General features: G+C 67.9%; 20 protein-coding genes. 7 read left to right on the top strand and 13 right to left on the bottom strand.

Annotated features, from left to right (window positions below):
• The gene (locus ABIC25_RS07840; RefSeq protein ID WP_354560800.1) at positions 1-1,293 is read left to right on the top strand and encodes a M18 family aminopeptidase; all 1,293 of its coding nucleotides are present in this window, start codon (positions 1-3) and stop codon (positions 1,291-1,293) included.
• Between the two features lie 300 nt (positions 1,294-1,593).
• On the opposite strand, the gene ABIC25_RS07835 is transcribed toward ABIC25_RS07840, so the two are convergent.
• Both ABIC25_RS07835 and ABIC25_RS07830 read right to left on the bottom strand, forming a co-directional pair.
• Complete coding sequence (locus ABIC25_RS07835; protein WP_239400304.1) at positions 1,594-2,358, bottom strand: lytic transglycosylase domain-containing protein; 765 nt, start codon at positions 2,356-2,358, stop codon at positions 1,594-1,596.
• 215 nt (positions 2,359-2,573) lie between these two features.
• Positions 2,574-3,884, bottom strand: coding sequence for a hypothetical protein (locus ABIC25_RS07830; protein ID WP_004020742.1), 1,311 nt, complete (start codon positions 3,882-3,884; stop codon positions 2,574-2,576).
• Positions 3,885-4,001: 117 nt separating this feature from the next.
• Between ABIC25_RS07830 and ABIC25_RS07825 the strand changes: the two genes are divergently transcribed.
• Complete coding sequence (locus tag ABIC25_RS07825) at positions 4,002-4,475, top strand: anthrone oxygenase family protein (protein WP_354560798.1); 474 nt, start codon at positions 4,002-4,004, stop codon at positions 4,473-4,475.
• A gap of 238 nt (positions 4,476-4,713) precedes the next feature.
• On the opposite strand, the gene ABIC25_RS07820 is transcribed toward ABIC25_RS07825, so the two are convergent.
• The 3 genes from ABIC25_RS07820 to ABIC25_RS07810 form a co-directional block, all read right to left on the bottom strand.
• Complete coding sequence (locus ABIC25_RS07820) at positions 4,714-6,045, bottom strand: VOC family protein (protein ID WP_354560796.1); 1,332 nt, start codon at positions 6,043-6,045, stop codon at positions 4,714-4,716.
• Positions 6,042-6,536, bottom strand: a complete 495-nt coding sequence (locus ABIC25_RS07815) for an RNA polymerase sigma factor (protein ID WP_435529048.1) — start codon at positions 6,534-6,536, stop codon at positions 6,042-6,044. Before ABIC25_RS07815 ends, ABIC25_RS07820 begins: the two co-directional genes overlap by 4 nt.
• Positions 6,537-6,668: 132 nt before the next feature.
• Positions 6,669-7,553 (bottom strand): alpha/beta fold hydrolase, encoded by an 885-nt coding sequence (locus ABIC25_RS07810; protein ID WP_354560792.1) that lies wholly within the window; start codon positions 7,551-7,553, stop codon positions 6,669-6,671.
• 68 nt (positions 7,554-7,621) lie between these two features.
• Here ABIC25_RS07810 and ABIC25_RS07805 point away from each other — a divergent pair, with 68 nt between their 5' ends.
• Positions 7,622-8,224 (top strand): TetR/AcrR family transcriptional regulator, encoded by a 603-nt coding sequence (locus ABIC25_RS07805; RefSeq protein WP_354560790.1) that lies wholly within the window; start codon positions 7,622-7,624, stop codon positions 8,222-8,224.
• Positions 8,225-8,226: 2 nt separating this feature from the next.
• On the opposite strand, the gene ABIC25_RS07800 is transcribed toward ABIC25_RS07805, so the two are convergent.
• The 5 genes from ABIC25_RS07800 to ABIC25_RS07780 form a co-directional block, all read right to left on the bottom strand.
• Positions 8,227-9,792, bottom strand: a complete 1,566-nt coding sequence (locus ABIC25_RS07800; RefSeq protein ID WP_354560788.1) for a GMC family oxidoreductase — start codon at positions 9,790-9,792, stop codon at positions 8,227-8,229.
• Positions 9,789-11,312, bottom strand: a complete 1,524-nt coding sequence (locus tag ABIC25_RS07795) for an aldehyde dehydrogenase family protein (protein ID WP_354560786.1) — start codon at positions 11,310-11,312, stop codon at positions 9,789-9,791. Before ABIC25_RS07795 ends, ABIC25_RS07800 begins: the two co-directional genes overlap by 4 nt.
• Positions 11,309-13,450: a choline BCCT transporter BetT gene (gene betT / locus ABIC25_RS07790; RefSeq protein WP_354560785.1), complete on the bottom strand. Its 2,142-nt coding sequence runs from the start codon at positions 13,448-13,450 to the stop codon at positions 11,309-11,311. Before betT ends, ABIC25_RS07795 begins: the two co-directional genes overlap by 4 nt.
• Positions 13,451-13,522: 72 nt before the next feature.
• The gene (locus ABIC25_RS07785; protein ID WP_354560783.1) at positions 13,523-14,281 is read right to left on the bottom strand and encodes an enoyl-CoA hydratase/isomerase family protein; all 759 of its coding nucleotides are present in this window, start codon (positions 14,279-14,281) and stop codon (positions 13,523-13,525) included.
• Positions 14,278-15,732, bottom strand: a complete 1,455-nt coding sequence (locus ABIC25_RS07780; RefSeq protein ID WP_354560781.1) for a 4-hydroxyphenylacetate 3-hydroxylase N-terminal domain-containing protein — start codon at positions 15,730-15,732, stop codon at positions 14,278-14,280. Before ABIC25_RS07780 ends, ABIC25_RS07785 begins: the two co-directional genes overlap by 4 nt.
• Before the next feature lie 424 nt (positions 15,733-16,156).
• On the opposite strand from ABIC25_RS07780, the gene ABIC25_RS07775 reads away from it, so the two are divergent.
• Positions 16,157-17,011 carry an SDR family oxidoreductase gene (locus ABIC25_RS07775; RefSeq protein ID WP_064569247.1) on the top strand — a complete coding sequence of 285 codons (855 nt, stop codon included), beginning with the start codon at positions 16,157-16,159 and terminating at the stop codon, positions 17,009-17,011.
• Between the two features lie 77 nt (positions 17,012-17,088).
• On the opposite strand, the gene ABIC25_RS07770 is transcribed toward ABIC25_RS07775, so the two are convergent.
• The 3 genes from ABIC25_RS07770 to ABIC25_RS07760 all read right to left on the bottom strand — a co-directional run bounded on the left by ABIC25_RS07770 (position 17,089) and on the right by ABIC25_RS07760 (position 20,247).
• A complete protein-coding gene (locus ABIC25_RS07770; protein ID WP_064569224.1) occupies positions 17,089-18,459 on the bottom strand; it encodes an MFS transporter in 1,371 nt (456 codons plus the stop codon).
• A 221-nt stretch (positions 18,460-18,680) separates the two neighbouring features.
• Positions 18,681-19,337 carry a TetR/AcrR family transcriptional regulator gene (locus tag ABIC25_RS07765; RefSeq protein ID WP_354560779.1) on the bottom strand — a complete coding sequence of 219 codons (657 nt, stop codon included), beginning with the start codon at positions 19,335-19,337 and terminating at the stop codon, positions 18,681-18,683.
• Between the two features lie 28 nt (positions 19,338-19,365).
• The gene (locus tag ABIC25_RS07760; protein WP_354560777.1) at positions 19,366-20,247 is read right to left on the bottom strand and encodes a TetR-type transcription factor C-terminal domain-containing protein; all 882 of its coding nucleotides are present in this window, start codon (positions 20,245-20,247) and stop codon (positions 19,366-19,368) included.
• 298 nt (positions 20,248-20,545) lie between these two features.
• Here ABIC25_RS07760 and ABIC25_RS07755 point away from each other — a divergent pair, with 298 nt between their 5' ends.
• From ABIC25_RS07755 to ABIC25_RS07745, 3 genes are all read left to right on the top strand, one after another.
• Entirely contained in the window at positions 20,546-23,086 is a 2,541-nt protein-coding gene (locus ABIC25_RS07755; RefSeq protein WP_004020727.1) for an ATP-dependent Clp protease ATP-binding subunit, read from the top strand.
• Between the two features lie 135 nt (positions 23,087-23,221).
• Positions 23,222-24,088, top strand: a complete 867-nt coding sequence (locus ABIC25_RS07750) for an enoyl-CoA hydratase-related protein (RefSeq protein ID WP_354560776.1) — start codon at positions 23,222-23,224, stop codon at positions 24,086-24,088.
• Between the two features lie 529 nt (positions 24,089-24,617).
• The gene (locus ABIC25_RS07745) at positions 24,618-25,115 is read left to right on the top strand and encodes an HNH endonuclease (RefSeq protein WP_004020724.1); all 498 of its coding nucleotides are present in this window, start codon (positions 24,618-24,620) and stop codon (positions 25,113-25,115) included.
• The last annotated feature ends 26 nt before the right edge of the window (positions 25,116-25,141 follow it).

Here is a 25,141-nt window from a genome sequence, read left to right as displayed (position 1 = left end):
ATGAGTGCGTCCGCCCGGATCCCGACCAGCGCGACCGCGCGTGGGCTCGGAGAATTCGTCGATGCGTCCCCGTCGCCGTTCCACGTCTGTGCGACGGTGGCTCGGGAACTCGAGAACGCCGGTTACACACGGCTTTTCGAGGACCAGGAGTGGGCGGAAGCCGACCTGAGCGCGCCGTCGGCGCGGCATTACGTGATCCGCGGCGGCTCCATCATCGCGTGGGAGACCGGGCAGGCCGGAGCCTTCCGCATCGTCGGCGGGCACACCGACAGCCCCAACCTGCGGCTCAAGCAGCATCCGGACCGTTCGTCGGCCGGGGTTGCGATGGTCGCGCTCGAGCCCTATGGCGGCGCCTGGCTCAACTCGTGGCTGGACCGCGATCTGGGCCTGTCCGGCCGCCTCGCATACCGGTCGGGAAACTCGGTGGCGCACACGCTGGTTCACGTGACCGAGCCGATCGTGCGGGTGCCCCAGCTCGCGATCCATCTGGCCGAGGATCGCAAGGGCGTCTCGCTCGATCCGCAGCGGCACGTCAACGCCGTGTGGGGGATCGGCGACGAGGTGCCCGACGTCCTGGGCTGGGTGTCGGAGTATGCGGGGATCGATCCCGATGCGCTCCTCGGCTGGGAACTCATGACCCACGACGTGGCACCGTCGGCGATCATCGGTGCCAATGGAAACCTGCTCAGCGCACCCCGATTGGACAACCAGGGCACCTGTTACGCGGGTATGCGGGCCCTGCTCGACGCCGGGTCGTCGACGAATACGAAGATGCTGGTGCTGTTCGACCACGAAGAGGTCGGCAGCGGTTCCGAGCGCGGCGCGGCGTCGGACTTCCTGGGTTCGATCTGTGAGCGAATCGTGCTGGCGCGGGGCGGATCACGTGCGGACTTCCTTCGGACGATGGCGGCGAGCGTCTGCCTGTCCGGGGACATGGCCCACGCGACCCACCCGAACTATCCCGAACGGCACGAACCCGGCCACCGCATCTCGATCGGCGGCGGCCCGGTGCTCAAGGTGAACCAGAATCTGCGCTACGCGTCGGATGCGATGGGCGAAGCCATCTTCGCGCTCGCCTGCGATGCAGCGGGGGTGCCGATGCAGCGGTACGTCCACCGGGCGGATCTGCCGTGCGGCTCGACGATCGGGCCGATCACGGCATCACGCACGGGCCTCACGACGATCGACGTCGGCGCGCCGCAACTCGCGATGCACTCCGCGCGCGAGCTCATGGACGCCGACGACGTGCCGATGTATTCGGCTGCGCTGCAGGCGTTCCTGACACAGGACTGACGGGCGAAGGCTGTACCTGCGGCCTGGCGGCCGTCGTGGTACACGAACGAACCGCCAGCTGGCGCCGAGTTATTCTGCTCCCTGAGGTGCGAGCGGAGCGAGCCACGAAGGGTTCCGCAAGGTATCTCACCAGGCCCTTCGTGGCTCGTCGCTTACGCTCCTCGCACCTCAGGGAGCAGTGGGGGCGTCGGTCACGCTCCTCGCACCTCAGGGAGCAGTGGGGGCGTCGCTATCGCTCCTCGCACCTCAGGGAGCAGTGGGGGCGTCGGTTACGCTCCTCGCACGTCCGGGGTGGCGCGATCAGTATTCGCGGGCGAACCCGAGGACCTTGTTCACGTAGTCCATCGAGTTGTTGTACCGCAGCACGGCAGTCACCAGCGAGGACGAGTCCCGCAGGTCGAGGTCTTCGTCGCACAGGTAGTTCGCGGTGGTCAGCGCGGCGTCGAAGATGTTCTGCGGGTCGGACTTTCCGTCGCCGTTGCCGTCGGCGGCGTACATCTTCCACGTCGACGGCAGGAATTGCATCGGGCCGACCGCGCGGTCATAGACGGGGTCGCCGTCGAGCTCGCCGCGGTCGGTGTCCCCGATGACCTGGTTGCCGGCGAGGGAACCGTCGAGGCGCGGGCCGAAGATCGCGCTGCGCAGCACCCCGTCGGGGTTCACGTTGCCCTGATCGGCGTGATGGGACTCGACGCGACCGATTCCGGCGATGACCTTCCAGTCGATCCCGCAGCGCGGATGAGTGCTCGTGACGGCCTTCGCAGCGGACTCATAGGCGTCGTAGTTGGTCACCGGGACCGCACCGGTCGTCACGCTGGCCGGGCGGACCGGTGGCGGCGGGGGAGTCGGAGCGATCGGGTGCGCTCGGACGGCCGGCGTCACCGACGGGGGCGCGGTGGTGGCCTCGGGCGCGGGCTGGGGTGCCGACACCGGCGTCGGCGCCAACGTGTGACCGGAGAGCTCGGCCCCGGCCGTGGCCGCGCCGGCGAGAACGCCCACCGGCAGGAGGGCGGTGGCCCACAACGGTGTGCGTGACCTCTTCCGTGGCTTGGAGTGCTTACCCAAAACTGATCGACCTCGCGTGTACATCTCGTGGTTCGTGCTTGCGGAACCGAGCCGACCGTACACGCGGCCGTGAGCAAAGCGTTACCTTGTCGTGATCAATTCAGGTCTGGACTCGTCGGCACGTTTGTGTCGTTGCAGGTGAGCGATGGGCCGAAAGTCCTCTGTGAGACGGCCCACAGAGATGGTTGACGATGCAACGATCGGGGCAAAAGCGGTCAGTTCGGCCGCAGCACCGACAACGTGCTGCCCTCGCTGACGGCGATGTATCCGTCGACGACCCGGACGAGACCGGGAGACGACAGACCGCGCTCCCAGGCGGCGGTGTTGGCCGGGGTGAGGCCGGTCAGTACTCCCTGATTGACGAGGACCATGGTGGTGCCGCTGGAACCGACGCACCGCGGGTTGGCGAGGATCGGTTGTTGCGGACCGGGCGGCGGCCCGCTGCCGACGTGTGTGCCGTCGGCGAGTGCATACGTCGTGCGCGAACCGTCGAGGCGGCCGAAGTTGACGAGGGAGCCGCACGCGACGGCATTGGCCTTGGACAGTTCGCCGTCGCGGATCTGCCACAGCGCGCCCGGGCGCGCCGGATCGCGGACCTCGTACTGGCCTTCCGCGGCGAACACCCGGTTCGCGGCGTTGAGGACGGGCAGGGTCGACGGCCCCGGCAGCACGCGCAGGCCGTCGGCCTCGGCGACCGGATCGGCGTCGACCCGCCCGTTCACGGTCGCGTAGGTGACGACCTTCTCCTCGCCGTACGCCTGATGGTCGACGGTCACCCCATTCGGGTAGAGCCTGATGGAGCACTGGTCGCAGCCGATGCGGTCCTCCCCGGTGGCCGGGTTGACCAGATGCTGACTGGCGTCGGCGGTCTTGATGATCACAATGTCGCCGGTGACGTCGATGCCGACGATCGGCGCCGCGAACGTCCGCGCCCAGATGCTCTTGCCGGCCGGGGTGTTGAGCGTGACCTGGTGCCCGACCCGGTTGACACGCAGGAAGTTGGTGCCGAGACCCTCGACGGCCTTGGTGTCGAGGTACTCCGCCGTGCGGGTCGGGAGCCCGGCGTCGTCGACGAGGTAGAAACCGTCCTCGAGCGGGGTGCCCAGCTGTACCGCGCAACCGACCTGGCCCGCCTCGTTGACCGCGCAGTCGCCCTGCCCCGCGTTGATCGGGTTGTCCCACAGCAATTTTCCGGTACGGCGGTCCACCATCACGAACGAGCGTCCCAATCCGGACGGGTACGTGATGAGCCACCCCTCGTCGGAGGTATCGGCGATCTCGATGGTGACCTCGCCGGAGTAGTCGGGCAGGTCCTCCTGGCCGACGATCGTCCACGCCGTTCCCGGTTCGCGTTCGTATCCGCGCAGCTCTCCGTACGCGTACTCGCCGTCGTCGGTTCGGGCGTCGCCGCTCGCGAGTACCACGCCGCCGGTCAGGACCAGAGCGGCGCACAGGACGACGACGATGGTCCCGATGCCGAACGGCAGACGCGCGGACAGGGCCCGGACGCGAGAGCGAGAGGACATGGATAAGAGTCAACCATGACGGTGGTGGCCGGTCCGGAGTCGGGAGTCGGACGACGGAGCAGGAAATCCGCCGGTCCGGTCATGGTTTTCCGGCGTGTGACGCGCTGGACTGTTCCCATGGACGTGGTGCGCGACGTGATGGTGACCCTGGCGATCGTGACCACCGGACTCAGCGCCGGTGTGCTGGCGGGATTCGGCTATGCCGTGATCCCCGGTCTGACCCGGGCCGGTGCCGACGTGGCGGTCGCGGGGATGCAGCGGATGAACAGTGCCATCCTCAACCCGATCTTCGCGGTCATCTTCGGCGGCGGCGTGGCGTTCGGGGCTTTGACCGTCTGGGCCGGCTGGGGATCGGGCCTTCGCTGGTGGGCCCTCACCGCGACGATCCTCACCGCACTCGGCGTCATCATCACGATGGCCCTCAACGTCCCCGCCAACGACCGCCTCGACGCTGCCGGTGTGGTTCGCGGTGACGAGGCGGTGCGGATCTGGACGCGATTCACCGCCGTCTGGGTGCCGTGGAACATCGTGCGTTCCGTGCTGACCACCGCCGCCGTGGTGGTGCTGGTCGTCGGGGTGCTCGTGGGGTGACCTTCTGCTGGTTGCGTGGCGACTTTCTGCTGGTTGAGCCGGCCCCGAGCGAAGCCGCCGGGCCGAGCAAGCGACGAAGGAGCGCGTCGAGGTCGAGGCGCTGTGTCGAAGCCACTAGGTGACCTCGACTTGGTGACCTCGACGGGCGCGGCGGCCTCGCTGCGCTCGGTCGACGCTGCTCGGCCAGCGTGGTGGTGTCTTCTGCTGATGGCGCCGTGTCGAAGCCACTCGCCGGAACTCAGAACAACTGCCCGAGGTAGAACTCTGCGCCCTGGTCGTCGGTGCAGCGCGCCGAGATGCCGTACGGTGCGGTGTTCGGTTCGTCGAGCACCGTGCCGCCGGCGGCGCGGACGCGCTCGACCGCGGCGACCACGTCCTCGGTCGTCCACATCGGCACCGCCACCGAGCTCTCTGCGCCACCGGCGAGACCGACCTGCGGCCGGGAGTCGTCCACTTCCCAGCCGTCGTCGATGCGTCCGCCGTGGAATGTCCAGCCGAGCACCGACCCGTAGAACGCGCGGAAGCGTCCGCTGTCGGGCGTCAACACCGTCAGATAGGTCATGGCCCCGGGATCGCGCGGGTGTGTCTGCGGCCGGACGTCGCCGGGCTCGGGGGCGTAGACCGCGAAGCGGACGCCCTGGTCGTCGACGGCGTCGACGACGCGGTGACCGTCGGGACTGGCGCCGAACTCACCCTGTCCGCCTGCCGCGACGATGCGCCCATGGGCCGCGTCGAGGTCGTCGACGGCATACGCGCAGAAGATCGTCGGCGCACCGTCGGTCTCGAAGATGCCGAGTCGGTGGCCCACGTTGGTGACGCGCCTTCCCTCGACGTCGAACTCCCAGCCGAGGACGTCGCCGTAGAAGCGCCGGGCGCGGGCGGCGTCGGGCGTGTTGAGGGACATGTAACCGATGTCGCCCTGGTGGACCGTTTCGGCGGTCGTGATCTTCGACGGTCCGCTCAGCATCCACCGGTGTCCGAACGGATCGACGATGACCGCCGTGCGGGTGCCGTGGGCCTCGTACGGTTCGCGGGTGACCGCGGCCCCGGCGCGGGCGGCCGTCGAGACCGCGTCATCGGTGTCGTCGACGGCGACCATCAGGCTGACCGACACCTGCCCGGGTGCGGGCGCCCGGAGTCCGAGGTCGGGGAACTCGGCGGCGAGATAGATTGCACCCCCGCCCAACTCGAGTTCGACATGACCGATCACGCCGTCCGACATCACGATCGGCTCGCCGCGCAGCCGGGCGCCGAGCGCCTCGACGTACCAGTCGATCGCGGCCTGCGGTTCGGCGACGACGAGATAGGGGAGGGCGCCGGGACGTTCGACGGTCGGTTCCGTCTCGACCCCGGTACCGGCCGACGTGGTCTCGGGTACGTCGAGTTGTGTTGCGGTGGCCATGACGACTCCTTCGGGTAGTGTCACCCCGCGCTCGAGGCGATCACGCAGCGCATCGGCGAAATCGCGGTCGGGACGGACCGGATCGTCGAAGCCCGGGGTGCTCGCCGCGTTCAGGACGTGCAGCGGATCTCGTGTCGCGTCGAAACGCGAGCTGTTCCGGGTACTCATGCGTGACCTCCTCTCCCGCTGGGCTGGGGTTGTGTCTCGGGATAGGCGGCACGGAACGCGCGCTTGGCCCTGGTGAGAAGCGCCTCGGTCGCGCCGACCGTGCGGCCCAGGATCTCCGCGCACTCACCGACGGGGAGATCGTCGACGTAGCGCAGGGTCAGGACCGATCGATGGACCGGCGACAGCTGGCCGAGAGTGTGGTGGGCGACCATCCGGTCGAGTTCGGTGTCCCAGGGGTCGTCGCCGCGTTCGGGTAGGTTGTCGACGGGCTCTGGGGTGCGCTGGGCGCGTCGCCAGTGGTCGGCGAGCTTGTGCCGGGCGATCCCGATCAGCCACGGGGTGGTCGGTTCGGTGTCCCGGCGTCGTCGGACCGAGTCCATCGCGGCCAGAAAGGTCTCCGACGTGACGTCTTCGGCGGTTCGACGATCCGTGCAGCGGCGCACGACGAAGCCGTACACCTCCGGCAGTGCCTGGTCGTAGACGGCCAGCAATCCCTCTGGTCCCCGGGCCGAAGGCACCGATTGGTCGCTGCTCACATCTCTATCGTCGCGGCCCGGCACCGAAATCCGACGCCGGTGGCGGAAATTCTTTCGACCGCTCGACTTCGAGCACCGTCCCGACGGTCAGGGCGAGGCGAGATCGCCGACGGTGAGCTCGGCGATCTGGTCGGCGAGGGCCACCGGTTGATCGAGGGACACGAAGGTCCGCGCGTCGGGAACTTCGATGAACTGCGCGCCGCCGGGGAAGGCCGCGGCCAGCCGGCGTCCGTGCGCCGGGGTGAAGCATCGGTCGTCGCGCCCCCAGACCAGGCGGACCGGGAGGTCGACACCCGACATCCGCGGGGTGATCTCCGCCAGTTCGGCCGGACTGATGCCTCGCAGGAATGCGATGAAGTCGTCGCGGATGCGTTCGTCGGTCTGTAGCGGCTCGAACACCGAGCCGGTGAGTTCGGGGTCGGGATCGTTCAGCAGCAGACCGACCCCCAGTGCCGAATGGCGCAACGCGCGCAGTCGCATCGCGACGGCCAGGGGCTTCAGCAGCCATCGTTCTCTCATCAGCGCGAAGTACAGGCGGAACGGCTGCGGCGGGAAGAGATCGAACGCATCGCAGTTCGTGAACACCAGCCGGCTGACGAATCGTGGGTCGTCGTCGAGGGCGAACTGGGTGATGGCGCCGCCGGAGTCGTTGGCCACGAGGGTGGCGGTGGACAGGTCGAAGCGGGCGACGAACTCACGCAGGAGCCGGCTCATCCCGCGCGGTGACCGGTCCGCTCCGGGCCCGAGCGGAAGGTGATGAGACCCCAGGGGCATGAGGGGGACGAAGCACCTGAATCCGCGTTCGGCGAGCAGGAGTGCGGTCGGTTCCCACAGCCGATGGTCGACGACGGCACCGTGGACGAAGACGACGGGCGGGTGCCCGGAGTCGGCGGGTCCGTAGGTGGCGTACTCGATGACGCCGGACGGCAGCTCGACGGTCAGCAACTCGGAGGCCGGCAGTGCAGTTGTCATGGCGAGGCCCGCTTCTCGTAGACTCGGTAACTTACGAACACTGAGTACGAAAGTTACGTGCAAACTGTATGAAAGTCAATCGTCGTACCCAGGCCGAGCGGACCGCGGCCACCCGCGCGGCGCTCATCGCTGCCGGACGCAAGCTCTTCGGCGAGCGCGGCTTCGCCGACGTCGGGACCCAGGAGATCGTCGCCGAAGCCGGTGTCACGCGCGGTGCGCTCTATCACCAGTTCGACGACAAGAAGGGCCTGTTCGTCGCCGTCTACGACGACGTGGAGCAGTCGATCGTGGCGCGGATCGCGGCGGCCGTGGGGGAGCGCGCCGGCGAGGATCCGCTCGCCGCACTGAAGGCGGGTATGCGCCTCTTCCTGCGGCTGTGCACCGAGCCGGAGGTGCACCGCATCACCCTGGTCGAGGCGCCATCGGTGCTGGGCTGGAGCGAATGGCGCGCGCGCGGTGAGGAATTCGGATTCGCGCTGGTCGAGGGGCTGATCGCGGCGGCGATCGCGACGGGGCAGGCGGTCGAGCAGCCCACCCGCCCGCTGGCCCATGTCGCGATCGGCGCGCTCGACGAGGCGGCGCTCTTCGTCGCCGCGGCCGACGACCGCGAGGCCGCCACCGAGCAGGTCGCCGCGGTCCTCGAGCGGATCGTCGACTCGTTCGCGACCTAGTCTCAGATCTCCGCGCGCACCAGCTCGGCACAGCGTTCGCCGACGAGCATCACGGTGAGGTTCGGGTTAACCGTCGTGTGCTCGGGGAACACCGATGCATCGGCGACCCGCAGGCCCGCAACACCTTTCACACGCAGTTCGGGGTCCAGCGGCGACAGCTCGTCGTCGGGCGGACCCATCCGCACGGTGCCCACCGGGTGGTAGACGGTGTTGTGGGTGCGGGTGATGTAGTCGGCCAGTTCGGCGTCACTCGTGGTGTCGGGGCCCGGATACAACTCGCGCGCAATCCAATTCGCCAGTGGTGCGGCGGCGGCGATCTCGCGAGCCTTCCGCAGGCCGGCGATCATGATCCGCATGTCGTAGCCCTCGACGTCGGTGAAGTACCGGGGGTCCACGCGCGGCTTGTCGCGGAAGTCGCGGGAGCGCAACGCAACCGTGCCCCGTGACCGGGCGTGCGTCACGTTCGGTGTCAGGCAGAAGGTGTTGTCGCTGGTCGGATAACCCTGACGCAGCGTGTGCATGTCGAACGGCACGCTGCCGTAGTGCATCATCAGATCCGGCCGGGTGAGGCCCTCATCGATGGTGGTGAAGATGCCCGCCTCCCACCACTGGGTCGACTCGCGGATCATCGGCTTCGTGGTCTCGAATCCGATCACCCCCTCGGGGTGGTCCTGGAGGTGTTCACCGACCCCCGGTGCGTCGACGAGGGCCTCGATCTCGTGCTCGCGGAGGTCGTCGGCCGGACCGATCCCGGAGAGCATCAACAACTTCGGCGAGTCGATCGCGCCCGCCGAGACGATCACCTCGCGCCGGGCCTCGATCCGTGTCGTGCGACCGAACGCGTTGTCGGTGATGTCGACGCCCACGGCGCGCAGCTCGCTGTCGACCCTCTCGATCACCACCCGCTTGGCCCACGACCCGGTGCGGACGGTGAGATTCGGCCGATCGAGGTGCGGATGCAGGTAGCTGACCGATGACGAGGCGCGTACCCCGTCGGGTCGCCGGTTGATCTGGAAGAAGTTGGCTCCGTTGACGACCGTCGTACCGCTGTTGAACTCGACACGGGGGATCCCGACCGCCTCGCAGGCGTCGAGCACGGCGACGCCGCACGGGTCGTTCGGCGGCACGGTCATCAGGTGGACCGGTCCGTTGCGTCCGTGATGTGCGCCGCGTGCCTCGTTGGTCTCGATCTGCGGATAGAGCCGGTACAGCTCCGCCGAACCCCATCCGGCGCAGCCGAAGTCGCGTTCCCAGGAGTCGAGGTCTTCGCGCGGCGCCCAGAAGGCGATGCAGCTGTTGTGTGAACTGCAGCCGCCCAGCACCTTGGCGCGGGCGTGCCGCATGAAGTCGTTGCCGTTCTCCTGCGGCTCGATGGGATAGTCCCAGTCGTACCCGGATTCGAGGAGTTCCATCCACCGGTCGAGCCGGAGGACCGCGTCGTCGCCGACGTCGGACGGACCGGCCTCCAGCAGGCACACCGAGATCGAGGGGTCCTCGGACAACCGCGACGCCACCACGGCGCCGCCGGAGCCGCCGCCGACGACCACGTAGTCGTACGTCTCGCTCATCGCCGATCCTCCCGGCCGTCTCGGTCCTCGAACCACCCGGTGACCCCCGGTCGGAGGTTCTCGTAGACGTGCTTGGCCTCGCGGTACTCTGCCAGCCCCGACGGTCCGAGTTCCCGGCCGAAGCCGGATTGGCCGTACCCACCCCACTCGGCCTCGGGCAGATACGGTCCGAAGTCGTTGACCCACACCGTGCCGGCCCGGATCCGTCCGGCGATGCGGCGGGCGCGGGCGGCGTCCGCCGACCAGACCGCGCCCGCCAACCCGTAGACGGTGTCGTTGGCCAGGGTCACGGCTTCGTCCTCGGTCGTGAAGGTCTCGACGGTGACCGTGGGTCCGAACGCCTCGTCGTGCACGCAGGCCATCGAACGGTCGGCCCCGTCGATCACGGTGGGCAGATAGAACCATCCGTCGTCGAGGCTGCCCGATCCGTGATCGCCCGTGGCGAAGGCGCCACCGGTTCGGATGACGGCGCCGTCCGCACGGGCCTGCTCGACGTAGGCGTGCACCTTGTCGCGGTGTGCCGCGGAGATGAGCGGACCGGTCTCGGTGCCCTCGGCATAGGGGAGCCCCAGGCGGATGCGTTCCGCGCGGCGGACGAGTTCGTCGAGGAAGCGGTCGTGCGCGGACTCTTCGATGATGAGTCGCGCTCCGGCCGAACAGACCTGACCCGAGTGCAGGAACGCGGCGTTGAGCGCATTGTCGACTGCGGCGGCGAGCAGGTCGTCGGTGGCGCAGGCGTCGGCGAACACGACGTTCGGGTTCTTGCCCCCGAGTTCGAGCGCAACCTTCTTCACCGTCGCCGCCGCCTCGCGGGCGATGACCCGGCCGGTGATCAGTCCACCGGTGAACGAGACGAGGTCGACGTCGGGGTGCGCGGACAGGGGGGCACCCGCCGCGGCCCCCGCGCCCAGCACGAGGTTGCCGACGCCCGCCGGGAGACCGAGATCCTCGAGGACGCGCATCAGCAGGATCGACGTGTGCGGGGTCAGTTCGGCGGGTTTGAGGATGAAGGTGTTGCCCGCGGCGAGCGCCGGTGCGACCTTCCAGGCCGCTTGCAGCAACGGGTAGTTCCACGGGGTGATCAGTCCGCAGACCCCCACCGGCTCGTACACGATGCGGGAGTCGGCATCGGGTGATCCGGTGTCGACCACGCGACCGGCGTCGGTCGCCGCGAGCTTGCCGAAATATCGGAAGCAGTGGCCGATGTCGGTCATGTCGAGGTCGGATTCGTATGGCCGTTTGCCGGTGTCGAGTGTCTCGGCCCGGACGAATTCGTCTCGGCGCTCGTCGATCTGGCCGGCGACGCGGAGGAGAAGATCGCCACGTTCGGCAGCCGGTGTGGCGCTCCAGTCGCCGGCGTCGAAGGCGCGCCGCGCCGCCGCGATCGCGTCCTCGGTGTCGGCCGCCCCGGCCTCGGCAACCACGCCGACGACCGAGTTGTCCGCGGGGCAGCGGATCTCGCGGGTCTGACCGGAGGCGGCGGACCGCCAGCGGCCGTCGATGTAGAGGGTCTCGGTCATCGAGCCGGTGCTCCTTCGGAACTGCTGTCGGGGATGTCCGTGTCGCTGTCGGGCACGCTACCGTCGCCGGCGCCCGGATCGGGTGCGGGCTCGTGGTGGTCGCCGGCGGCATCCCGCAGATGCAGGTAGCCGAGATGGCGTTCGTACTGGTCGAGGATGTCGCCGATGATCTGGTCGCGGGTGTACCCGGTGAGCGAGTAGCCCTGCGACCCCTCGGTGAGATACACCTCGCATCGGAAGTAGCGATCGTCGGATCGCTGGGTCCGCACCGCGTACGTCGGGGTCGGCGCCGAGACCGGCCACACGCAGTACTCGAAACGGGGGACCTCGGCGAGTTCGACGACGAGGCGCGGCGACGGCAACCCCTCGTTCTCGGCCGATTCGTCGACGGTCGCGGTGATCCCTTCGCGACCGAACTGTTCGGCGACCTCGGTCATCGCCGGAACGACGTTGGCTCCGATGAACTTCCGCGTGGCGGCCGGGCCGGGGAAGCGGAGGGTACCGATGAGGCGCTGTCGCCAGCTGCCGTGTTCGGTGGGACCGCGTCCGACGGCGATCACCTTCGGCAACGTGGTCCGGAAGCTGTCGAGTTTCACCGACTCGTTGCGGACGGCGCGGAGCAACGAGATGCCGATGAGCCCGAGCACGAAGGAGAACGGCAGGCCCATGATCACCGTCGCGGCCTGCAGCGTCAGGATGGATCCGTCACCGCCGCCGGCGAACAGCATCGACAGCGTCAGCAGGCCGATCGCCACCGACCAGAAGATGCGAAGGGACCGTGCGCAGTCGGCCATCGGGTCGTCGAGTCGACTGGTGAAGTTGCCCATGACGAGGGAGCCCGAGTCGGCGCTGGTGACGTAGAACAGCAGGCCGGTGATGGTCGCGATACCGATGAGCAGCGTCGAACCGGGATATTGCTCGAGCAACGAATAGAACCCGGCTTCGGGTGTGGAGGCCGTCGTCTCGGCGAAGTCCGCATCGCCGCGGGCAACCTGCAGGGCACTGTTCCCGAAGATGGAGATCCACACCAGGATGAAGCTGAACGGGACCACCAAGACGCCGAAGATGAACTGGCGCAACGTACGTCCGCGCGAGATGCGCGCGAGGAAGAGTCCGACGAACGGCGCCCAGGCCACCCACCAGGCCCAGAAGAACAGGGTCCAACCGTCGACGAAGGCGCGGGCGTCGTTGCCGGGCGGCGGGTTCACCTGGTCCCAGGCGAAGGTGTCGAGCGTCCGGTCGGCGAACGTGGACACATAATCTCCCGCGTTCTGAACGAGCCCGTTGAGCAGGAAGTCGGCGTCTTTGGCGACCGTGATGTAGACGAGCATGCAGATCGCCAGGATCACGTTGATCTCGGAGAGGCGCCGAATGCCCTTGTCCACGCCCGATGTCGCGGACGCGGTCGCGATCACGACCGCCAGGACGATGAGACCGATCTGCGCGGCCTTCCCCTGCTCGATCCCGAAGATCTCGTTCAGCCCGAAGTTGAGCTGGACGACGCCGATGCCCAACGAGGTGGCGATGCCGAAGATGGTGCCGAGGACGGCCGCGACGTCGATCGCGTCGCCCCACCGACCTTCGACGCGTTTGCCGAAGATCGGATACAGCGCCGCTCGGATCGTCAGCGGGAGATTGTGCCGGAAGGCGAAATAGGCGAGCGCACCTCCCATGAGCGCGTACATCGCCCACCCGGTCACCCCGTAGTGGAAGACCGTCCATGTGACCGCCTCGCGCGCCGCCGCGTTGGTCTCGGCGAGTCCGGTCGGCGGGTTGAGGAAATGGGTGACGGGTTCGGCGACGGAGAAGAACATCAGGTCGATGCCGATACCCGCGGCGAACAGCATCGACGTCCAGGTGAAGAGGCTGTACTCCGGACGCGATTCCTCCGGCCCCAGCCGATAGCGCCCGTACTTGCTGAGGCCGAGGAACACCACCAGACCGACGATGGCGGTGGCGAGGACGAAATACCACCAGCCGAACCACCGGGTGATGAAGTCACGGACGTCGTTGATCGTCGACTCGGCCGCCGCCGGTGCCGCCAGCGCCCAGACGGCGAAGGCGACCACGATGACGCCCGAGGCGACGAAGATGGTCAGGTTGACCCGGTGCGACCGGGGTCGAGCGTCGCTCGTCATGGGCTACGACGCTAGTCCGATCACCGACGAATCGGGCGGTTTGGGCGAATCACCCCATGCGGCTGGGCCTCTTCACCCGGCGAAACGCGCGAGCAGTGCGCCGGTCTCGGTGCCCGCACCGAGCCGCGCGATGGTGGCGGCCTCGTCGTCGAGATGATCGGCGAAGGTCCGGCCGAAGGACGCCCGTGCGAGGCGTCGTGCGTGCCCGATCGCGGCCGTGGGCCGGTCGAGCAGGAGCGCGACGACATCGTCGGTGGCACTCTCGAGTTGCTCCGCCTCGACGACCTCGTGGACGAGTCCCCAGTCCAATGCGGTTGCCGCGTCGATCTTCTCGTTCCGCACCAGCATGCGTAGCGCGCGCCCCAATCCGACGGTCCGGGGCAGATTGATCGACACGCCGCAGTCGGGAGAGAGCCCGATCGTGGAATACGCGGCCACGAACGACGTCTTCGGTGTCGCGATCACCACGTCGGCGGCGAGGACGAGACCCAGACCGCCGCCGGCCGCGGTGCCCTGGACCGCGGCCACGACGGGAACCGGCAGGCGGTCGAGCGCGATGAGGGATCGATGAACCGACCCGGCGAGTTCGGCGAGGAACCGTTCCCGGTCGGGCGCGGCGGCCATACCGTGGACGTCGCCACCGCCCGAGAAGAGCCGGCCGGCCGCGGACAGCCGGACGACACGGACGCCGTCGCGTTCGATGCTCTGCACCGCAGCGGCGAGCCCCTCGGCGACGTCCATGTCGAGGGCGTTCGCGGCGTCGGGCCGGTTCAACCGGATGTCGGCGACACCGCGGTCGTCGATGGCGAAGTCGAGGCCGTTGGTCGTCATCGTGCTGCCCCCACCGGTGCGTCGAGTTCGGTTCCGGGAATAGATGTTTCGGCAGCGTCACGCAGCACCGCGTCGACGGCCGCACGCGCCCGGGTGCTGTCGTAGGCCCGCGCGATCTGCATCTTCTCGGCCTCCAGCGAGCCCTCGGCATGGGTGGCCAGAACCGATTGGTAACCGCCCCACTGACCCGCGGTCAGATCGCCGATCAGGTGGATGAGCCGCAGGCGCTCCTCCGCCGGCCTCGCTGCGGCGAAGTACTTCTCCAGGACCGCACGGACTTCGGGGTCATCCCAGTCATGGCCGCCGGGTCCGGTGACCACGAGGCCGCCGGCAAGGTCGAGCAGGGTGGCCGCGGCCTGGTGGAACCCGTGCGCGAAGTGGTACTTCGCCATGTTGACCGCCAGTGGATCGGGAAGATGAATCCCGTTGCCGCCGTTGCGCGCGCGGACCGCGGCCAGCTCGGCGAAACCTCGCACCGTCTCGGCGTAGGTGATCAGTTCGGTCAGCTTGGTCTTCACGTGGCCGGCACCGGCGATGCCGTTGGCCTCCGCGATCCCGATGGCGGCGCCGACCAGCAGATCGAGGATGGGGAGTTTGTAGTTCACCGCGGTGAAGCGGTGGTAGTCGACGAAGGCGAGCGCCAGCGGGCCGGCGAGTTCGGGCTCCCGGTTGAGGAACACGCGCTCCTTCGGTACGCGGACCCGATCGAACACCGTCAGGCTCTCGAGCAGCTTGTGCCTGGACGAGATCGGGTGTTCGAAGGCGTGGTGGTCGCCGTGCAGGTACGGGGACACGTAGAGCGTCAGGCCCTCGGTGTCGACCGGGATCGCGAAGCTCACCGCCCAATCGCGGTCGGCCTCCGACATCGCGCGTGTGGGCAGCACGATGAGTTCGTCGGCGTTGGCGCTGAACGAGGTGTGGACCTTCGCGCCGGACACGGTGATCGAGTCGGCATCCTCGTCGACGATCCGCAGATAGTGATCGGGATCGGGCTGGCGATGCGGGGGGAGTGACCGGTCGCCCTTCACATCGGTCTGGGCCACCGCAAGGGCGACGTCGTTCTCGCAGCAATATCGGTAGAACGCTTGGGCTTTGGCAAGGCTGTCGCCCGACAACGCGCGCAGGAGGGCGAACAGTGCGTCACTGCCCACCTCCTTCAGCACGATCGTCCCGGCGCCCATGCGGGACAGGGTCTCGATGAGGCGACCGCGATTGCTGATGTCCTCCGCGGTGCGCGGCACCCGGTAGAACGCGGTGTAGGGCCCGTCGCCGTCGTCGGCGACAGCGAGATCCGGCTCGGTGCGCGAGATCTCGTAGGCGAGCGACGAATGGGCGATGGCATCGGCGAATTCGTCGAACGCGGTGACGTCGTCGATCCTCTCGCCGCGGTAGACGACGCGCCTGTTGTCGCGGAGGCCCTCTCGATAGGCCTGCGGGTCCCGGATGGCCACAACTGTCCCCTCTCGGTTGTTCACCCGCCGTGAGCGAGCGATCGCTCGGACAAGCATGCCTCGTCACCCGCGGTGGGGTCAAATGTGTCCAGGCTCTGGGCGTGGGCACGGGTGGGCGATCGTGGTGTCGGACTCGTGTGTTCCGGGTGGGCGGCGCCTGTTGTGACGTGGTCATTGATTGCGCATGACCAGATTCGGACGCTAGGCTCGGCGCAGCCGAACAGGGGTGGTCCAGGCCGGGGGGCGGCCGTGCCACCTCGGCGTCAGATGCATCTGGGAAAGCAATTTCCCGCGACGCCACCCTTCGTGCAGTGTTTAGTTAAATCAAACAGACGGCGTGTGAGCCAGGCCGAACGAGTCGGCCCTCGCCTCGCCGTCCCGAACGCTCACACCCTGACAGGTGTGGGCTCCGAAAGGACTCACCGTGACACCGACCCACACCCCCGACGATTCGCTGCAGGGCCGGACCCTGTTGATCTCCGGCGGCAGCCGAGGGATCGGCGAGGCCATCGCGGTGGCGGCCGCGGCGCGCGGCGCCAACATCGCGCTCGTCGCGAAAACCGCTGACCCGCATCCGAAACTCCCCGGAACCATCCACACGGCGGCGGCCGCGATCACCGAGGCCGGCGGACGGGCGCTCCCCATCGTGGGCGACGTCCGGAACGACGACTCGGTGGCCGAGGCCGTCAGCCGCACCGTCGAGCACTTCGGCGGCATCGACATCGTGGTCAACAACGCCAGCGCCCTCGATCTGACGCCTGCCGAGAAGATCGACATGAAGAAATACGACCTGATGCAGGACATCAACGCACGAGGCGCCTTCGCGCTGACGAAGGCGGCGATCCCGCATCTGCGGGCGTCGGAGAATGCGCATGTGCTGACGCTCTCGCCGCCGATCGATCTCGATCCCAAGTGGTTCGCTCAGATCGGCACCGCGTACACGATCTCGAAGTTCTCGATGTCCATGGTCACCATCGGCCTGGCCGCCGAGCTGAAAGCCGATGGCATCGCAGTCAATTCGCTGTGGCCGCGGACCACCATCAACACCGCGGCCGTGCGCAACATCCTGAGCGAGGAGCTCGTCGCCCGGAGTCGGAAGCCGAGCATCATGGCCGACGCCGCGATGAGCATCATCACCAAACCGGCCTGGCTGGCGACCGGGCAGTGCTTCATCGACGATGACGTCCTCGCACGAGACGGTGTCCGTGATTTCGAGCAGTACCGCGTCGTGCCCGGGGACGAGGAACTCGAGCTCGACTTCTGGATGAACTGGAACTGAACCACCACGACGGCGCCGGGGCATCAAGGACGATGACCCGGCGCCGCCGCGTTGTCTTGGTTGCCGGTCGTGGGTGACTATCGAACCGGCTGAGCCTGTGGCTGCGTGTCGTCGACGCCGGCCGAGGCCGGTGAGTCGAACTCGCCGTGATAGCGCTTCTTGACGATGACGTACAGGCAGAGCAACGACGCGGCGGCCAGCAGGGTCAGGAAGAGCCCGACGCGCCAGGCGTTGTCCGGGTTGCCGTTGATGATCGCGACCATCACGAACGGCGCGAACCCGCCGACGATCGCCGAGATCTGGTAACCCAGGGACGCGCCCGAGAAGCGGATCTCCGGTGGGAACAGCTCGGCGAAAAGTGTTCCCTGCGTGCCGGTCTGCAATGCCATCGCCACGACGCCGACGAGAACGGCGACTGCGAAGGGCCAGATGGACGTCGGCGAAGACGACCCGATCAGCAGCCACATCGGGATGGCCCAGATCATCATGGCCGCCGAGCCGATCGCGAAGACCAGTTTGCGGCCGACGCGATCCGACAGCCAGCCGAAGGCCGGAACCAGCGGGACCATCACGACGCAGGAGATCAGAATCCAGGTCAGCACAGTGGATCGCGCGACGTCGAGGTAGGTCGTCACGAACTGCACCGAACCGGTGATCATGATGTAGAAGAAGACGATTCCGATCGTGTTCGCGCCGGCGGCCATCAGGATGGTCCCCGGGTTGCGGCGGATGACGTCGAGCATCGGGGAGCGCTGCACGTCGGGTGTCTGTGCGATCTTGGCCGCGACTGCCTTGAATTCCGGTGTCTCCTCGAGGAACCGATGGATGGCGAACGCGACCGGGAGCATGACCAGGCTGATCCAGAACGGGATTCGCCAGACCCAGGACAGGAACGCGTCCGAACTCGACAGCCCGGTGGCGAGCAGGAACGCGACATTGCCCAGCACCAGGCCGATCGGCACGCCGAGCTGGGCGAAACTGCCGTAGAACCCACGCAGATGTGCCGGTGCGTTCTCGGTGGCGATCAGGACGGCACCTCCCCACTGTCCGCCCACGGCCAGGCCCTGGCAGATGCGGAGGATCACGAGGAGGGTCGGTGCCAACCACACCGTCTGGGTGTTGGGCACGCAGCCGATCAGGAAGGTGGCGACGGCCATCAGGCACACCGCCCCGACCAGAACGGGCTTGCGGCCGTAGCGATCACCCAGTTGGCCCGCGAGAATGCCGCCGATCGGCCGGGCGATGAAGCCGACGGCGACGGTGGCGAAGGAGTTGAGTGCGGACACGACGGTGCTGTCGGTGGCGAAGAACGTCACGTTGAACACCAGCGCAGCCGCGGTGGAGTAGATGAAGAAGTCGTACCACTCGAGCGACGTCGAGATCGCGGCGGCGATCGACGCTCGAGCCGAACGGGGTGCCGGCCGTTCGCCGGTGTGATCTGTGGGCACGGAGATGCTCCTGGCTCAAGGGGGGGGTGCCCGGCCGACGGACTCGAGCCACGGCCGTTCTTCCGGGGGTCGCCGTGAGGTCGTCGAAGGTGCGGCCGTCGGGCCGGAGGGGTGTTCCCGGGCACAGTCCGCGCCGAGTGTCGGTCACGTCCCAGCTCCGGGTAGCTGGAGATTAGCCAACCCCGATCGAAACAGTCAACCCGTACTCTTACGGGTGGAGGTCAGACCTCGAGGAGTACGAGGGCAGTGTCCGTCCACTGCGGCAGATGGGGGTCGCGCCGCGGGTCCCGGTGATCGAAGGCGTAGGCGAGGGCGACCCCGCGCATGCTGGTGAAGAGGATCTCGCGCAACTGCGCGTAGCGCGGGTGGCCGACCAGCTCGGGGCCCCACATCCGGTCGATGCTCGATCGGATCACGCCCCCGAGGTGCCGCTCCACGGGAAGCAGCGCGCCGGCGATCCACTCGTTGGTCCTGGACGCGGTCCAGAGTTCGACCGCGGCCCAGAAATGTGGCTCGTGGAACGACATCCACATCATCTCGACGACGTTCGTGACCCTGGTGGAACCCGTGACGTGACCATCGATCTCGGCCACCGCGCGTGCCGTGGTCGCCGCCACCCGTTCGGCGGCGAGGTGTCGGGCGGCCGCCACGAGCAGGTCCTCCCGGGAGGGGAAGTGATGCAGTAACCGGCCGCGCGAGACGCCCGCCCGTGCCTGGATCGCCGACGTCGTCGCCCCGGCGAAGCCGTGCTCGATCAGGCAGTCGACGGCTGCCTCGAGAATGCGTCGCTGGCTGGTGATGGTCCGCTGTTCGCGGCGAGTGGGCGCCGTCTCGGCAGGTGCTGCCGTGCCGGCCGGTACCTCGGGTGAACTCACCATGCCAATATAGGGGTCAGAGTTGACTTGTTCACGACGCCGGCGGTTGGTATCGCATGATCCCCAGGGCGTAGTCGACGTATTCGGCTGCCAGTTGTTCCGGGGTGAGCCGACCGTCGGGCTGCCACCAGGTCGGCAGGGCCGTGCACATCGTGACGACGGCGCGTGCGGCGTCGTCGGGATGCGGCGGCCGGAAATGTCCGAGGGCACCCGCGGCGTGTACCTGCTCGTCGACCAGCGCTTGTTGACGGTTTCGTCGCCGGCTGACGTTCCGCTGGTTGGACGGTTCGAGCGCTCGCACCTCGCTGGAACCGAGAAATCCGAGCCGGCGGCGGTGCGTGTGGTAGAGCGCGAGGTTCTCCACGAGCGCACAGAACTTCCCGACGGCGTCGTCCTCGCTCGCCGCCGCGGCCGCGGCTCGCCATTCGAGATCCGCCATCGTGCGGTCGAGGATGTCGACCAGGATGAGCTGCTTGCTCGGGTAGTAGTTGTAGATCCCGGGCACCGACATCCCGCACCGCGTGGAGATCCGTCGCATCGTCGTCCCGTGATATCCGACCGCCAGGAACTCCTCGACGGCGGCCAGCAGGATGGGGGAGAAGTCGAGCGGGCCGTACTGCCGCCAATCCCCGTGAACGACGGCCGCGTCCGGTGCGCCGGTCGCCGAACGCCGCGGCACCGTGCCCTCGATGATCTGGGTGACGCCGACTCCGAGAGCTGCCGCGATCGCCTCGAGCCGATCGACGCGCAGGCCCGTTCTCCCGTTCTCGATCTGGCTCAGCGTCGCGGGACTCACGCCGATGGAGGCGGCCAACGACCGTAGACTCACCCCGGCGGCCTCGCGCGCTCGCCGGACCCGCACCCCGGCGGCGGACCGGGCCGTACTGTCGTCGATCGGCTCTCCCCGGGACACGCACCGCAGTCTAGGTTCTCCGGATGGGCCCGGGCGAGGAGATGCGGGCCCGTCGGCGCCGCGTTCGCTCTCGGCGTAGCCGCCCGGGAACACCGCCCCGGCCAGCGCAGTTGTACTGTGCACATCCCCGCCGCATCGGTGGATCCATGCACTCTGCGCAGGCGTTAACTGCAGGTGCACCCGAGACGACCTCTAGAGTGGAAGCAGGCTGGTCGTCGTCTATCCGCACCGGTTGTCCTCCGGGACCTCCGAGGTGGTCTCCGCGGCGGCCGGGGCGCTAGCAATGTGAGGGAGAACAATGTTCGAACGGTTCACCGACCGCGCGCGTCGGGTTGTGGTTCTGGCCCAAGAAGAAGCGCGCATGCTCAACCACAACTACATCGGTACCGAGCACATCCTCCTCGGCCTCATCCACGAGGGCGAGGGCGTGGCCGCCAAGGCGCTCGAGTCGCTCGGGATCTCCCTGGAAGGGGTCCGCAGCCAGGTCGAGGAGATCATCGGCCAGGGCCAGCAGGCACCGTCGGGACACATCCCGTTCACCCCGCGCGCCAAGAAGGTGCTGGAGCTCTCGCTGCGCGAGGCCCTGCAGCTCGGCCACAACTACATCGGTACCGAGCACATCCTGCTCGGCCTGATCCGTGAGGGCGAGGGCGTCGCCGCCCAGGTGCTGGTGAAGCTCGGCGCCGACCTCAACCGGGTCCGCCAGCAGGTCATCCAGCTCCTCAGCGGATACCAGGGCAAGGAGCCGCAGGAGGCGGGCACCGGCGGACGCAGCAGCGAGTCCGGCACCCCGTCGACCTCGCTGGTCCTCGACCAGTTCGGTCGTAACCTGACCGCCGCGGCCTCCGAGGGCAAGCTCGACCCGGTCATCGGCCGGGAGAAGGAAATCGAGCGTGTCATGCAGGTGCTCAGCCGCCGCACCAAGAACAACCCGGTGCTGATCGGTGAGCCCGGCGTCGGCAAGACCGCCGTCGTCGAGGGCCTCGCGCAGGCCATCGTCAACGGCAAGGTCCCCGAGACACTCAAGGACAAGCAGCTCTACACCCTCGACCTCGGTTCGCTGGTCGCGGGCAGCCGCTACCGCGGTGACTTCGAGGAACGCCTCAAGAAGGTGCTCAAGGAGATCAACACCCGCGGCGACATCATCCTGTTCATCGACGAGCTGCACACGCTCGTCGGCGCAGGTGCCGCCGAGGGCGCGATCGACGCCGCCAGCATCCTCAAGCCGAAGCTGGCCCGGGGCGAGCTGCAGACCATCGGTGCGACGACCCTCGACGAGTACCGCAAATACATCGAGAAGGACGCCGCCCTCGAGCGTCGCTTCCAGCCCGTGCAGGTCGGCGAGCCGTCCGTCGAGCACACCATCGAGATCCTCAAGGGTCTGCGCGATCGGTACGAGTCGCACCACCGCGTCTCCATCACCGACGGTGCGCTGGTCGCGGCTGCGACGCTGGCCGATCGCTACATCAACGACCGGTTCCTGCCGGACAAGGCGATTGACCTCATCGACGAGGCCGGTGCGCGGATGCGCATCCGCCGGATGACCGCGCCGCCAGACCTGCGGGAGTTCGACGACCGCATCGCCGATGCCCGCAAGGAGAAGGAAAGCGCGATCGACGCGCAGGACTTCGAGAAGGCCGCCAGCCTCCGCGACAAGGAGAAGCAGCTGGTCGCCGAGCGGGCCGAGCGTGAGAAGCAATGGCGCAGCGGCGACATGGACGTCGTGGCCGAGGTCGACGACGAGCAGATCGCCGAGGTCCTCGGCAACTGGACCGGTATCCCGGTGTTCAAGCTCACCGAGGAGGAGACCACCCGTCTGCTCCGCATGGAGGACGAGCTGCACAAGCGGATCATCGGCCAGGAGGACGCCGTCAAGGCGGTGTCGAAGGCCATCCGTCGTACGCGCGCAGGCCTCAAGGATCCGAAGCGTCCGTCGGGCTCGTTCATCTTCGCCGGCCCGTCCGGCGTCGGTAAGACCGAGCTCTCCAAGGCGCTGGCGAACTTCCTGTTCGGCGAGGACGATGCGCTCATCCAGATCGACATGGGCGAGTTCCACGATCGCTTCACGGCGTCGCGCCTGTTCGGTGCGCCTCCCGGATACGTCGGCTACGAAGAGGGTGGCCAGCTCACCGAGAAGGTGCGCCGTAAGCCGTTCTCGGTGGTGCTGTTCGACGAGATCGAGAAGGCCCACTCGGAGATCTACAACACCCTGTTGCAGGTCCTCGAGGACGGTCGCCTGACCGACGGTCAGGGTCGCACGGTCGACTTCAAGAACACCGTGCTGATCTTCACCTCGAACCTCGGTACCTCGGACATCTCCAAGGCCGTGGGCATGGGCTTCTCGTCGAGCGACGGCACCCAGTCGAACTACGAGCGGATGAAGCAGAAGGTCAACGACGAGCTCAAGAAGCACTTCCGGCCCGAGTTCCTCAACCGCATCGACGACATCGTCGTGTTCCACCAGCTCACGCGTGAGGAGATCATCCAGATGGTCGATCTCATGCTGACGCGCGTGGAGGGTGCGCTGAAGAACAAGGACATGGCGCTCGAGGTCACCGACCGCGCGAAGTCGCTGCTGGCCAAGCGTGGGTTCGATCCGGTGCTCGGTGCGCGTCCGCTGCGTCGTACGATCCAGCGCGAGATCGAGGACCAGCTCTCGGAGAAGATCCTGTTCGGCGACATCGCTCCCGGACAGATCGTGCTGGTCGACGTCGAGAACTGGGACGGCGAGGGCGACGGCGAAGACGCCCGGTTCGTCTTCACCGGCTCGGAGAAGCCGCGCATGGTTCCCGACGCACCGGTCGAGCTCACCAAGGCCGGCGAGGCCGACGCGAGCTGACACCAGGTCCGTCTGAGCTGATCTGACACCACTGACGGCGGCGTCACCCGACAAGGGTGGCGCCGCCGTTGTGGTGATTCCGGGACGGATTGACACAGCCGACGCGGAGTGTCCAGCGCCCGATAGCATCGACCTGTGACGAGCGATACATCAGAGGTCGGGCGCAAGTCCCGGCAGGACCAGCCCACCATCACCGTCGAGCGGGACGGCGAGATCGCGATCTTCCGGCTCAACCGGCCCGACCGGCTCAACGCCTTCACCCTGCAGATGGGTGAGGAGCTGCGAGCTGCGTTCGACGACACCGACGCCGATGACTCCGTCCGAGCGGTGGTGATCACCGGCAACGGACGCGCGTTCTGTGCGGGTGCGGATCTCGAGGCGGGCGGGTCGTCGTTCGACGCCTCGTCAGCTGTCGAGTCCGACGAGATTCCCGCGGACGAGGGCGGCAAGCTCACGCTGCGGATGTTCGCATCGCTCAAGCCGATCGTGGTGGCCGTGAACGGGCCGTCGGCCGGTGTCGGCGTCACGATGACGCTGCCCGCCGACGTCCGGATCGCCTCGGAGGATGCGAAGTTCGGCTTCGTCTTCGCGGCGCGAGGCCTCGTACCCGAAGCCGCGTCGAGCTGGTTCCTGCCCCGGCTCGTCGGACTGCCGACCGCACTGCAGTGGACGATCGGCGCCAAAATGGTCCCGGTCGCCGAAGCCCACGAGCACGGACTGGTCCAGCAGGTGGTGCCCAAGGAGCAGGTCCTCGACACCGCGATCGCCGTCGCCCGCGAGATGACCGCGAACAGTGCGCCCGTCTCGGCGGCACTGACCCGGCAGCTGCTCTGGCGGATGGCCGGTGCGCCGAGCCCGCTCGACGCCCACCACGCCGACTCGAAGGCGATCTTCTACCGCGGGCAGTCCGGTGACGTGTACGAAGGCGTCATGTCGTTCCTGGAGAAGCGTCCGGCGACCTACCCCAACACCGTCTCGGACGATCTGCCCGAGATCTTCTGACCATTCAGTCGAGGGTCCCGGCCTGGCTGCCGATCTCGAGTACCACGAAGATCATCACCAGCTGGATGGCGCAGCACCACGCTGCGGCCGGCCACGCCGGGAGTCCTCGGCGCGTCGAGGGTCGACACGGGTGGCGGCGGTGGGGGATTCTCGGCGGTCTCCTCGGTGGGCATCCGCCGAAGATAGCGTCGGACATTCTCCCGCGGGACCGGCTCGCGGTGAAAAAGTCCTGCAAACAGCCCGTGTGAACTGGGTGAACATCCGAACACGCCGGACATAAACGGTGGCAGTGCTCATCGACCGCGGTTATCGTGGCGACAGAGCAGGCCAGACCAACGAGAGGAGGTGACGCAGATGTCGATGGGTGACAAGGCTTTCGCCGGCGAGTGGCGGACGGCCCCATCCGAGCGTCGATGCGGACTGAAATCCGACGGCAGGCCCGGACCGATCACATCACGCGTCACCAGTTCCTGAGGTCATGAACCTCGGTGGTCGGCGCACTCACTCGCCCACGCATCGAGGAGCTGTCATGACCATCTTCGTCACCAATGCCGGACTGCAGATCCTGGCGCGCGTCACCTGGCGTCGTGCTGCCGTCCTGCTGACCACCGAGGTCGCGCGGAACGTCGAGGGCACCCCGCTGGTCCGCGTCGTCCATTCCCCGACGCTGTCGCTGCCCATTCACAAGGTGGTGGCGATCAAGCGAGATGCCTACCGCCCGTTCGCCGGTAAGACGATGGACTCGTATGCGTCGAACGCGACCATCCTGCGCCGTGATCAGTGGATCTGTGCGTACTGCGACGGACCGGCAGACACCGTCGACCACATCGTCCCGGTGTCGCAGGGCGGCCCGAGCACGTTCGGCAATCAGGTCGCGGCATGCAAGTCCTGCAACGGGTTCAAGGCCAACCGGACGCCACGCAAGGCGGGGATGGCCCTGCGGCACGCACCGTTCGTCTACGACCCCTGGGCGGCGGACCAGAAAGAGGTGTGGGAGATGTTCACCCTGCATCCGAAGACCGATTGAGGCTGACGCCGATTCGTTGACGACCC

The sequence above is a fragment of the Gordonia sp. PvP123 genome, assembly GCF_040547295.1.
In the GTDB taxonomy this organism is placed as follows: Bacteria; Actinomycetota; Actinomycetes; order Mycobacteriales; family Mycobacteriaceae; genus Gordonia; species Gordonia terrae.
The sequence above is the reverse complement of the archived record's forward strand: the minus strand, read 5'-3'. Positions and strand labels throughout refer to the sequence as shown.

Excerpts from the sequence above, each read along its gene's own strand:
- ABIC25_RS07745 (WP_004020724.1), top strand. The coding sequence starts at position 24,618 with ATGACCATCTTCGTCACCAATGCCGGACTGCAGATCCTGGCGCGCGTC.
- ABIC25_RS07840 (WP_354560800.1), top strand. The coding sequence starts at position 1 with ATGAGTGCGTCCGCCCGGATCCCGACCAGCGCGACCGCGCGTGGGCTC.
- ABIC25_RS07810 (WP_354560792.1), bottom strand. The coding sequence starts at position 7,553 with ATGACAACTGCACTGCCGGCCTCCGAGTTGCTGACCGTCGAGCTGCCG.
- ABIC25_RS07800 (WP_354560788.1), bottom strand. The coding sequence starts at position 9,792 with ATGAGCGAGACGTACGACTACGTGGTCGTCGGCGGCGGCTCCGGCGGC.
- ABIC25_RS07785 (WP_354560783.1), bottom strand. The coding sequence starts at position 14,281 with ATGACGACCAACGGCCTCGACTTCGCCATCGACGACCGCGGTGTCGCC.
- ABIC25_RS07805 (WP_354560790.1), top strand. The coding sequence starts at position 7,622 with ATGAAAGTCAATCGTCGTACCCAGGCCGAGCGGACCGCGGCCACCCGC.
- ABIC25_RS07765 (WP_354560779.1), bottom strand. The coding sequence starts at position 19,337 with ATGGTGAGTTCACCCGAGGTACCGGCCGGCACGGCAGCACCTGCCGAG.
- ABIC25_RS07825 (WP_354560798.1), top strand. The coding sequence starts at position 4,002 with ATGGACGTGGTGCGCGACGTGATGGTGACCCTGGCGATCGTGACCACC.
- ABIC25_RS07830 (WP_004020742.1), bottom strand. The coding sequence starts at position 3,884 with ATGTCCTCTCGCTCTCGCGTCCGGGCCCTGTCCGCGCGTCTGCCGTTC.
- ABIC25_RS07795 (WP_354560786.1), bottom strand. The coding sequence starts at position 11,312 with ATGACCGAGACCCTCTACATCGACGGCCGCTGGCGGTCCGCCGCCTCC.
- ABIC25_RS07755 (WP_004020727.1), top strand. The coding sequence starts at position 20,546 with ATGTTCGAACGGTTCACCGACCGCGCGCGTCGGGTTGTGGTTCTGGCC.
- betT (WP_354560785.1), bottom strand. The coding sequence starts at position 13,450 with ATGACGAGCGACGCTCGACCCCGGTCGCACCGGGTCAACCTGACCATC.
- ABIC25_RS07820 (WP_354560796.1), bottom strand. The coding sequence starts at position 6,045 with ATGAGTACCCGGAACAGCTCGCGTTTCGACGCGACACGAGATCCGCTG.